Origin of the sequence: Dietzia aerolata (assembly GCF_014144865.1) — a bacterium.
Lineage (GTDB): Bacteria > Actinomycetota > Actinomycetes > Mycobacteriales > Mycobacteriaceae > Dietzia > Dietzia aerolata.
This window is the reverse complement of the sequence record NZ_JAALDM010000089.1, coordinates 1-8,621: the sequence shown is the minus strand read 5'-3', so window position 1 is coordinate 8,621 and position 8,621 is coordinate 1. Positions and strand designations below refer to the sequence as shown.

7 protein-coding genes are annotated in these 8,621 nt (G+C 70.3%); 6 read left to right on the top strand and 1 reads right to left on the bottom strand.

Annotated elements, in window-relative coordinates; genetic code table 11:
* Positions 1-297: 297 nt before the first annotated feature.
* From purS to G6016_RS06310, 5 genes are all read left to right on the top strand, one after another.
* A complete protein-coding gene (gene purS / locus G6016_RS06330; protein ID WP_182631833.1) occupies positions 298-543 on the top strand; it encodes a phosphoribosylformylglycinamidine synthase subunit PurS in 246 nt (81 codons plus the stop codon).
* Entirely contained in the window at positions 540-1,217 is a 678-nt protein-coding gene (gene purQ, locus G6016_RS06325) for a phosphoribosylformylglycinamidine synthase subunit PurQ (RefSeq protein WP_182631832.1), read from the top strand. Before purS ends, purQ begins: the two co-directional genes overlap by 4 nt.
* Before the next feature lie 474 nt (positions 1,218-1,691).
* The gene (locus G6016_RS06320; protein WP_182631831.1) at positions 1,692-2,903 is read left to right on the top strand and encodes a saccharopine dehydrogenase NADP-binding domain-containing protein; all 1,212 of its coding nucleotides are present in this window, start codon (positions 1,692-1,694) and stop codon (positions 2,901-2,903) included.
* A 99-nt stretch (positions 2,904-3,002) separates the two neighbouring features.
* Positions 3,003-5,303: a phosphoribosylformylglycinamidine synthase subunit PurL gene (purL, locus tag G6016_RS06315; RefSeq protein WP_182631830.1), complete on the top strand. Its 2,301-nt coding sequence runs from the start codon at positions 3,003-3,005 to the stop codon at positions 5,301-5,303.
* A 37-nt stretch (positions 5,304-5,340) separates the two neighbouring features.
* Complete coding sequence (locus tag G6016_RS06310; RefSeq protein ID WP_182631829.1) at positions 5,341-6,009, top strand: YoaK family protein; 669 nt, start codon at positions 5,341-5,343, stop codon at positions 6,007-6,009.
* An 11-nt stretch (positions 6,010-6,020) separates the two neighbouring features.
* On the opposite strand, the gene G6016_RS06305 is transcribed toward G6016_RS06310, so the two are convergent.
* Complete coding sequence (locus G6016_RS06305; RefSeq protein WP_182631828.1) at positions 6,021-7,247, bottom strand: hypothetical protein; 1,227 nt, start codon at positions 7,245-7,247, stop codon at positions 6,021-6,023.
* 61 nt (positions 7,248-7,308) lie between these two features.
* Here G6016_RS06305 and G6016_RS06300 point away from each other — a divergent pair.
* Positions 7,309-8,621: LssY C-terminal domain-containing protein (locus tag G6016_RS06300; RefSeq protein WP_241729843.1), on the top strand; the 1,313-nt coding region annotated here is incomplete at its 3' end.

The window sequence follows — 8,621 nt, the reverse complement described above, 5'->3', positions numbered from 1 at the left end:
ACCGCCGCCGGGGGAGGGCTCGTGCGCCTCAACGTCGCCGCCAAGCACCTGCGCCGCAACACACCGCGCTCGGCGCTGCTCGATGCCGTGGACCAGGTCACCGGCGAGCACGGCGCCCGCGCCACCCGCTACGAATGGCCGGCCGTCGCGCTGGTCGGCGCCGCCTGAAATTCAGTTCCGAAGTTCGGTTCCGCCTCGGCCGTTCGGGCTGCGTGCGCCTCGGCGGGTAGGATCGACCCCGAGCCCCGGCCTGGCCGGGACCGTGCCGTTTACCAGCCCGAACGAGGAGTTCCCACCGTGGCCCGAGTAGTCGTCGAAGTCATGCCCAAGGCAGAGATCCTCGATCCGCAGGGACAGGCCATCCACCGCGCGCTCGGGCGCCTCGGCCACGGCGGCGTCACCGACGTTCGCCAGGGCAAGCGGTTCGAGCTCGAGGTGTCGGATGATGTGACCGACGCGCAGCTCGAGGAGATCGCCGAGTCGCTGCTCGCCAACACCGTGATCGAGGACTGGAAGGTCATTCGCACCGAGGTCCTGGCGTGAGCGCCCGGATCGGGGTCATCACCTTCCCCGGCACCCTCGACGATCTAGACGCAGCCCGCGCCGTGACCCGCTCCGGCGCCGAAGCCGTCTCCCTCTGGCACGCCGACGCCGACCTCAAGGGCGTCGACGCCGTGGTGGTTCCCGGCGGCTTCTCCTACGGTGACTACCTGCGCTGCGGCGCCATCGCCTCGATGGCCCCCGTCATGGGCGAGGTCATCTCCGCCGCGAAGGGTGGCATGCCCGTCCTCGGCATCTGCAACGGCTTCCAGATCCTGTGCGAGGCCGGGCTGCTGCCGGGCGCGCTCGGTCGGAACCGCGACATGCACTTCATCTGCCGCGACGAGTGGCTGCGCGTCGAGAACTCCGACACCGCCTGGACCTCCCGCTACGACGCCGGCGCCGAGATCCTCATCCCGCTCAAGTCCGGCGAGGGTCGCTACATGGCCTCCGCCGAGACCATCGAGCAGCTCGAGGGCGACGGACGCGTGGTGTTCCGCTACGCCGGTGGCGCGCCCAACGGCTCCACCAACGACATCGCCGGCATCGCCTCCGAGAACGGGCGCGTCGTGGGCCTCATGCCGCACCCCGAGCACGCCATCGACGCGCTGACCGGCCCGTCCGACGACGGCATGGGGCTGTTCCTGTCCGCGCTGGACGCGGTTGTGAAGGCCTGACCGGCGGTAGCTGGTCGGTCGCTCAATGGGCGGCCGTGGGCTGAGGGTCGGGAGTCTGTGAGCACTGTCCGTGTCGAAGCCACAAAGTCAGAGCCCGCCGGGGATCGTCCGGCGGGCTCTGACTTATTCGGCGCCGCTCAATTGATCGAGAGCGCGAGTTGTGGCGCCGACTCAGGTGGTCGGGCCGCCGGTGCCGCCCCGAAGAATTCCGGCGATCGTGCCGAGAGCATCCAGGCTGCCGCCCGTGCTTCCCGCGTCGGCGCCGAGGCCGGCGACTTCACTCTTGGACTGTTGGCGGGGGTGGTGAAGTCGTTCGGGCGTCCAAATCGAGTGATCTGTGACGTTTCCCCGGGCGGGCTGAATGCCGGCTGACGGCAGTGCGGTCAGCCGACTATCCACGTCGGAAGTCCGCCGACGACTCAGGTCGACGGCGAGTGGCCGTACCAGCGCCGCAGTTTGCGGTAGAACCGTGTGGTGAGCGAATCCACTAGTCAGTCCGAATCCCAGGTGGCCAAGGCCGAGCGACCGTTCGACATCGTCCTGTACGGGGCGACCGGTTTCACCGGGGGTCTCGTCGCCGATTACCTGCTGCGGAACATGCCGGAGGGTGGCGCGTGGGCAGTCGCCGGGCGTAACCGCACCAAGTTGGACGCCGTGGCCGCGCGGCTCGCGGCGGAGATGCCGGAGGTGCCGGCGCCGGGCATCGTGGTGGCGGACACCGAGGACGCGGAGTCCCTGGCCGAGATGGCCCGGTCGACCCGCGTGATCATCACGACCGTCGGGCCGTACCTCGAATACGGCGAGCCGCTGGTGGCTGCGTGCGCCGAGGCGGGCACGGACTATGTGGACCTGACCGGCGAGCCCGAGTTCGTCGACAAGATGTACCTCGCCTATAACGACGCCGCCGTGGCATCCGGGGCGCGGATCGTTCACGCGTGTGGTTTCGATTCGATCCCGCACGACCTGGGCGTTTTCTACACTATGAAGCACGTGCCGGAGGGTGTGCCGGCGGTGGTCTACGGCGCGGTCCGGGCGGATGCACGATTCTCGGGCGGGACCTTCCACTCGGCGATTGGCCAGTTCGCGCGACTGCGTGAGGCCGCCAAGTCGGCCAAGCAGCGCAGGAAGAAGGAGGGCAACGCGCCCGGTCGACGGATCAAGTCGATCCAGGGCAAACCCCACCGCGACGAGGTGCTGGAGCGATACCTGGTCCCGTTGCCCACGATCGATCCCCAGATCGTGCTGCGTTCCGCCGCCGCGCTGGAGAGCTACGGACCGGACTTCACCTACTCCCACTACGCGTCGGTGGGCTCGCCCGTCACGGCCACGGTCGGCATGGTCGGGGTCGGCGCCATTGCCCTCGGCTCACAGCTGCCGCCCATCCGGTCGCAGATCCTGCGGCGCATCGACCGGGGCGCCGGGCCGGATGAGGCGCGGCGTGCTCAGTCCTCGTTCGATGTCACCTTTGTCGCGATGGCCGGTGGGCGCAGGGTCCTCTCGCGGGTCTCCGGAGGCGACCCCGGCTACACGGAGACGTCGATGATGCTCGCCGAGTCCGGACTGTGTCTGGCATTCGACGACCTGCCGGATCTGTCCGGTCAGCTCACCACCGCGCAGGCGATGGGGGATGCGCTCCTGGAGCGTGTCGAGCGTGGTGGCCTGACGTTCGAGATCCTCTCGTCGTAGCGGCGCCAGCGACCGCCCACCAGCCCCGGAAAGGTCCCGCGGAGGCCCAAGCCAGGGAGTGGATTCGTCGGTGCGCGGATCCCGACTAGACTCGCCGTCGTGACCACTCCTGTCGATTCCACCGCGAACGCCGCAGCCACCCCCGACCTGGAGCAGCCCTGGGCCGAGCTCGGTCTGAAGGAAGACGAGTACCTCCGCATCAGGGAGATCCTCGGCCGCCGTCCTACGGACGCCGAGCTGGCCGTGTACTCCGTCATGTGGTCGGAGCACTGCTCGTACAAGTCCTCCAAGGTGCACCTGCGCTACTTCGGTGAGACCACCACGGACGAGATGCGCTCGTCGATGCTCGCCGGTATCGGAGAGAACGCCGGAGTCGTCGACATCGGAGACGGCTGGGCGGTGACCTTCAAGGTCGAGTCGCACAACAGTCCCTCGTACATCGAGCCCTACCAGGGCGCCGCGACCGGCGTCGGCGGCATCGTCCGCGACATCATGGCGATGGGCGCGCGCCCGGTGGCCGTGATGGACCAGCTGCGTTTCGGCGCGGCCGACGCGGAGGACACGCAGCGTGTCCTCCCCGGTGTGGTCGCCGGTATCGGCGGGTACGGCAACTGCCTCGGCCTGCCCAATATCGGCGGCGAGACGGTCTTCGACAGCTCCTACGTGGGTAACCCGCTGGTCAACGCACTGTGCGCCGGTGTCATGCGGGTCGAGGACCTGCACCTGGCGTTTGCTTCCGGTACCGGCAATCGCATCATCCTGTTCGGTGCCCGCACCGGACTCGACGGGATCGGCGGCGTCTCGGTTCTGGCGTCGGAGAGCTTCGACGTGGATGAGGACGGGAACCCGGTCAAGCCGCGCAAGCTGCCCAGCGTGCAGGTGGGCGACCCGTTTGCGGAGAAGGTCCTCATCGAGTGCTGCCTCGAGCTGTACCGCGAGAAGCTCGTGGTGGGCATCCAGGACCTCGGCGGTGCCGGACTGGCGTGCGCCACGTCCGAGCTGGCCGCGGCCGGCGACGGCGGAATGCACATCGTCCTGGACAACGTGCCGCTGCGCGCCGAGGGCATGACCGCGGCCGAGATCCTGTCCAGTGAGTCGCAGGAGCGCATGTGCGCCGTCGTGGCCCCGGAGAACGTCGAGGCGTTCATGGAGGTGTGCCGCCGCTGGGACGTGCTGGCCACCGACATCGGGGAGGTCACCGACGGTGACCAGCTCACCATCGAGTTCCAGGGCGAGACCGTCCTGGACGCCCCTCCCGGCACCATCGCCGACGACGGCCCGGTCTACGAGCGGCCCGTCGAGCGTCCGGCGGACCAGGACGCCCTCCAGGCCGACACCACCGCGAACCTGAAGCGCCCCGCCACCGGCGACGAGCTCCGCCAGACCCTCCTGGACATGGTCGCCAGCCCGGCCTTGTGCTCGCGCGGCTTCATCACCGAGCAGTACGACCGCTACGTGCGCGGCAACACGATCCTCGCCGAGAACGCCGACGGTGGCGTGCTCCGCATCGACGAGGAGACCGGACGCGGCATCGCCCTGTCGACGGACGCGTCGGGCCGGTACACCCGCCTCGACCCGTACACCGGTGCCCAGCTGGCGCTGGCCGAGGCCTACCGGAACGTCGCCGTCACCGGCGCCGGCCCCGTAGCCGTCACCAACTGTCTCAACTTCGGCTCGCCGGAGGATCCGGGCGTGATGTGGCAGTTCCGTGAGGCCGTGCACGGTCTGGCGGACGGCTGCGCCGAGCTCGGCATCCCCGTCACCGGCGGCAACGTGAGCTTCTACAACCAGACCGGCACCACGCCGATCCTGCCGACTCCCGTCGTGGGTGTGCTCGGCGTGATCGACGACGTGGCCCGCCGCACCCCGACCGCGTTCGGCGAGACCCCCGGCGAGAGCGTCTACCTGCTGGGCGAGACCCGCGACGAGCTGGACGGGTCGATCTGGGCGCAGGTCGCCCACGATCACCTCGGTGGCCTGCCGCCGAAGGTGGATCTGAAGTGGGAGGCCACTCTCGCCCGCATCCTGGCCACCTCGTCCAAGGACGGCCTCATCTCCAGCGCCCACGACCTGTCGGAGGGCGGCCTGGCGCAGGCTCTCGTCGAGTCGGCGCTGGCGGGGGAGTGCGGCCTGCGGGTCGTGCTGCCCGCGAACGCCGACCCGTTCGTGTGGCTGTTCTCGGAGTCCTCGGGCCGCGTCATCGTCTCGGTGCCCCGCAGCGAGGAGATCCGCTTCCAGCAGATGCTCACCGCGCAGGCCATCCCGCACACCCGCATCGGCGTCACCGACACCGACTCGGGCACGTTCGAGGTCCAGGACCAGTTCAGCCTGAGCATGGACGAGCTGCGCGCCGCGCACGAGGGAACCCTGCCGGCGTTGTTCGGCGTCGACCAGGCCTGACAGCCCTGACCGGGCCGGCCGCCAGAAAGCGCACCAGATGCTGAATCTGCGCAGGCGGGAAAGGGTGCTGGCCGTGGTGCTGGCCGGCACGGCGGGGTTCGTCGACGCCGTCGGGTTCCTCGAGGTGGGCGGCTACTTCGTGTCGTTCATGAGCGGCAACTCCACGCGCATGGTCGTCGACCTCGCGGAGGGCGACCTCGGCGGGGCGGGCATCGCCGCCGTCGTGCTCGTGTCGTTTTTCCTCGGCGCGGTCGGCGGCGCGCTCGTCACCCGCCGCCGCAATCTCGACGACCGCCCGGCGGTGCTCACCCTCGTGTCGATGCTCCTGCTCCTGGCGTTGGTCCTGCAGCTGACCACCACGGCCCAGATCTTCACCGTGCCTGTGGGGATCGCGGTGGTCGCGGCGGCGATGGGTTCCATGAACTCGGTGTTCCACGCCCGGGGCGAGGTCTCCCTCGGGGTCACCTATATGACGGGCGCGGTGGTCAAGTCCGCGCATCGCCTGGTCGACGCGCTGTTCGGGGGCTCGTGGGCGCCGTACCGTCAGCAGGTCGCGCTGTGGTCGGCGCTGGTCACCGGGGGAGTGATCGGCGCGGTACTACAGGTGTATATCGGGGTGGCGGCGCTGGGCGTGGCGGCCGCGATCGTGCTCGCCGCGCTCGCCGCCACGGTCCTCCTGCGCAAGCGGGCCTACCGCCGGGCCTGACGCCGCCGGACTCACCGCCGCGCCTGACGCGACCGCACCACCAGGTACGCCTCCCGCGCGTCGAGGCCCCGCACCACCTCGTCGATCATCGGCCGCACGAATCGCGCGCGGTGGGCGGCGTCGGAGGCCGCGGCGGCGGCCAGGTTGAGCGCGGAGAACGCCGCCAACGTCAGGGCCACCCGGACCAGCGTCACGGAGATCGGCAGGCCGAACATCAGCCCCTGAGGCTCGTTGTCGGGCGTCTGCGTCCATCGCGCCTCGGTCGTCTCCGGCACCGCGGTCCACCCGAGGAACAGGAAGAACGCGAACACCAGCGTCGCGAACAGCGCCGCCTGGATGAGGGTGGCGAGCACCGGCACGAGCAGGATGTTGGCGCGCTCGGTCCACCGCAGCGGCGTCTCGCTGTAGCGTTCGCGCAACTCGTGCCGGACGTCATCGCGGGTTGTGATCCCCACCAGCAGCACCGTCAGGGCGAGGATCACGCCGATCACGGCGAACGTCCGCGGCCACGACAGCGCCACCATCACCTGCCACAGCTCGACGCTGAAGAACAGGAACAGCACCGCGAGCATCACCAGCGGCAGCACGCGCGCCACCATCGGCCCCATCGTGCCGAGTTCGAGCCTCACCCGCCGCGCGGACCACCGCAGCAGCGATCCGGCGCCCAGGTAGGTGCCGACCAGGACCAGCGCCGCCGCGAGGAGGGTGTCGGCGAGGTCGGGACCGTTGGCGGAGGTGAAGGTCAGTACGGGGACGACGACGAGGGCGAGCATCGATCCGAGCCCAAGGGCGGTGGCGGCTCCCCGGGAGACGTTTCTCGCGATCTTCGCCACGACCCATCCCAGGAGGGGAGCGACCACCGCGAGGGCAATCGATAGAGCGAGGAGTTCGATGATCGGCTCCGCCGCGTCGGCCAGTTCAGCCCAGAAGGTGTCGTCGTCCGGAAGGTCCGCGCCCGCCCCGCCCGCCCCGCCCGCCTCTACGTCCGTCAGGTCGTACCGGTCCATGACCTCGATCGCCAGATCGTTGGACCGGTCGAGCGCGGCCAACGCGACCCCGAGGAGGGCGAGCCCGACCGCGAACCCGGCGCTGCGGGGCAGTAGCTCGCGGAGCCGGGTGGCGGGGGCGAGCATCATCGGCAGCCCGAGCGCCCGGAGGTGATCTTCGTGGGCGGACAGGCTGCTGGCGGGGGTCGGCCCCGGGGCGGCGGAGGAGGCGGAGGGATCGGACGGGGACACGGTGACATTCTCGCAGGGCAACAGTGGGTCGAGGGGGCGGACCGGGGACTATCGTTGGGTCATGTCCACCAGCGAGCGCGCGCGGCCCGGGCGCCGCGACATGCCTGCCGGCGCTTCCCACGACACCGGCGCCCGCTACGACACCAGGGCCCGCCCCACCTCGCCGCCCGTCTACGCCCGCCTGCCGTCGAAGGTCCGTGACGACGCGGTCCGGCGTCCACTGCCCGGCCAGGTGGTGGACACGGCGTTCTTCGTCGTGGCGACGGTCTCGGCGGTGTGGTTGGCGGTGCGGCTCATGGATGATGCGTGGCACCGCACGTGGTGGTCGGTGACGCTGCTCGTGCCGTTCTGGCTGCTGGTGGCCTATCTGGTGTTGCCGCGGCTGCAGTCGTTGCTCGCGCGGGTGTACGTGCCGGGCTATTTCATCGCGCGGACCAGGACCTCCGACGGGCTGCTGGGCGACCCGGTGAACCTGGCGGTCGACGGCACGGCCCGCCAGATCCACGAGGCCATGACGGCGTGCGGCTGGGTGTTGGCCGATGACATCACGGCGCGTTCCTCGTGGGGGATCATCGTCTCGTCGGTGTTCCGCAGGTCCTATCCGGCGGCGCCGGTGAGTCCGCTGCGGCTGTTCGGGCGGAAGCAGTGCCTGGCGTATCAGCAGGAGGTCGAGGGCAACGCGGCCCAGCGGCATCATGTCCGGTTCTGGCGCTGCCCCGACGGCTGGCTGTTGCCGGGCGGGCACCGGGTCCAGTGGCTCGGCGCGGGAACCTACGACCGCTCGGTGGGGCTGTCGCTGTTCACGCTGCAGGTCACGCACAAGATCGACGCGGATATCGACGTGGAGCGCGACTACATCGTCGACTCCATCCTCTATAACGTGCCCGCCTCGCAGGTGCGGGTGCTGGAGAATTTCTCCACCGGCTATCACCACCGCAACGGCGGCGGGGACGCGATCCACACGGACGGCGACATGCCGGTCATCGACCTGGACGCAGTCGCGGTGCCCGAGGTCCCGGCGGCGGAGCTGCCGTTCGGGGTGGTGCGCGCCGCGCGCGGGTATGACGATCCGCAGACCGAGGGCGGCGTGGCCTCCGGGGACGGCGATCGTCCCGCCGACGACGTCGCGCCCGACCCCGGCCACCTACCGCGTCCGCTCGCCATCACCGCCGCGTGCGCGCTGGTGGGGATCTCGGTGCTGGTGCTGCTGGTGTTCGCGGTGCGGGACCTGGTCGACGGGGTGGATCTGGACGAGTTCGCGGGGCTCGAGCCGTCCGAGGTCGTGCCGGCGATGATCGCGCTGGCGGTGTTCATCGGCGCGATCTACGGCGCGATGGGGGTGCTGGCGTGGCTCACCTATCGGGGGTACGGGCG